2 protein-coding genes and 1 pseudogene are annotated in these 1837 nt (G+C 66.7%); all 3 read left to right on the top strand.

What is annotated here, in order from left to right:
* Nucleotides 1-379: pseudogene (locus H4N64_RS44040) on the top strand (potassium-transporting ATPase subunit B); the annotation flags it as partial.
* Between the two features lie 25 nt (nt 380-404).
* The gene (locus tag H4N64_RS44035) at nt 405-1037 is read left to right on the top strand and encodes a potassium-transporting ATPase subunit C (protein WP_186288240.1); all 633 of its coding nucleotides are present in this window, start codon (nt 405-407) and stop codon (nt 1035-1037) included.
* A gap of 109 nt (nt 1038-1146) precedes the next feature.
* Nucleotides 1147-1830, top strand: a complete 684-nt coding sequence (locus H4N64_RS44030; protein ID WP_186288239.1) for a response regulator — start codon at nt 1147-1149, stop codon at nt 1828-1830.
* The last annotated feature ends 7 nt before the right edge of the window (nt 1831-1837 follow it).

The raw sequence follows: 1837 nt of genomic DNA, 5'->3' as shown, positions 1-1837 counted from the left end.
GCTCATCGAGATCGTCGAGATCGGCAAGCAACTCCTCATCACCCGGGGCGCCTTGACGACGTTCTCCATCGCCAACGACGTCGCGAAGTACTTCGCGATCATCCCCGCGCTGTTCGCGGCGGTCTACCCGGGCCTGGACAGGCTCAACATCATGAACCTGTCCTCACCGGACTCCGCGATCCTGTCCGCGGTCGTCTTCAACGCGCTGATCATCATCGCCCTGGTGCCGCTCGCCCTGAAGGGCGTGCAGTACCGGCCGGTCAGCGCAGACAAGATGCTCCGCCGCAACCTCGGGATCTACGGCCTGGGCGGGCTGATCGCCCCATTCATCGGCATCAAGATCATCGACCTGCTCATCTCGCTGATACCCGGGCTGTAATTTCTTGAAAGCGTGGTGAAGGCACATGAACAACTCCGTTGTGAACACCGGCCGGTTGCTCGGGGCAGGCCTCAGGGCGCTGCTCGTGTTGACCGTGCTCACAGGCGTCCTCTATCCGCTGGCCGTCACAGGTGTGGCCCAGGCGCTGTTCAACGACAAGGCGAACGGCTCGGAGATCAAGGCGGACGGAAAGGTCGTCGGCTCGTCCCTGATCGGTCAACAGGGCTACAGCCTCGACGACTTCCAACCGCGGCCCGCCAACGGACTGGGTGAAAACTCGGTCAACACCCAGTACACGCTGATCCTTTCCGGCGCGACGAACCGCTCCGGTGACAACCCGGAACTCATCAAGTGGGTCAAGGAGGCCAAGGCCAAGGTCGTCAAGGAGAACTCGACGGCCGACTACAAGGTCAAGCCGACCGACGTACCGGCCGACGCGGTCACCTCCTCCGCATCGGGCCTCGACCCCGACATCTCCCCGGCCTACGCGGACCTCCAGGTCCACCGGGTCGCCGAGCGCAACGGCCTGTCCGTGGCGCGGGTGGAGAAGCTGGTCGCGGACCACACCGAGAGCCGCACCCTCGGCTTCATCGGCGAACCCCGCGTGAACGTCCTCGAACTCAACATCGCGCTCAAGGAACTCGTGGCGAGGAGCTGACGCCAGGGCTGGGGCCGGAGAGCCGGTGGCCCGGAGCACTTCGGGCTTCCGTCGGCTGCCGTCGTCACGAAGTCCAAGGCCCACCGTACGACCGGAAAGGCGCACATCGATGACCCGCGTGCTGGTCGTGGAAGACGACCCCCAGCTCGTCCGGGCTCTCCTGATCAACATGCGGGCGCGCCGGTACGGAGTCGACGCGGCCCCGGACGGCGCGACGGCCCTGCGGCTGGCGGCCGCCCGTCAGCCGGACGTGGTGATGCTCGACCTCGGCCTGCCCGACATGGACGGCGTCGATGTGATCAGGGCCCTGCGCGGCTGGACCCGAGTGCCGATCCTGGTCCTGTCCGCCCGTCAGGCGTCCGAGGAGAAGGTCGCCGCGCTCGACGCGGGCGCCGACGACTACGTCACCAAGCCGTTCAGCATGGATGAGCTCATGGCCCGGCTGCGGGCCGCCGTCCGCCGTACCGAGACGCCGCCGGGCGCGCCGGAGCTCACGCTGGTGGAGACGGACGGGTTCACCATCGACCTGCTCGCCAAGCGGGCCGTCCGGGACGGCCGCGATGTGCGGCTGACGCCCACGGAATGGCACCTCCTGGAGATCCTGGTCACCAACCAGGGCCGGCTCATCACACACAAGCACCTGCTCCAGGAGGTCTGGGGGCTCTCCCGGAGCAGCAAGACCAACTATCTGCGCGTCTACATGGCCCAACTGCGCCGCAAGCTCGAAGCGGACCCCTCGCACCCCCGGCACCTCATCACCGAACCCGGCATGGGTTACCGCTTCGAAGGATGAACATGGC

The organism is Streptomyces cupreus, from assembly GCF_014257025.1.
Classification (GTDB): domain Bacteria; phylum Actinomycetota; class Actinomycetes; order Streptomycetales; family Streptomycetaceae; genus Streptomyces; species Streptomyces cupreus.
Note: the sequence above shows the minus strand (reverse complement) of the source record. Positions and strands in the feature narration are given on the sequence as shown.

What these genes read in the sequence shown, in the direction of transcription:
- H4N64_RS44035 (WP_186288240.1), top strand. Translation starts at nt 405, where the DNA reads ATGAACAACTCCGTTGTGAACACCGGCCGGTTGCTCGGGGCAGGCCTC.
- H4N64_RS44030 (WP_186288239.1), top strand. Translation starts at nt 1,147, where the DNA reads ATGACCCGCGTGCTGGTCGTGGAAGACGACCCCCAGCTCGTCCGGGCT.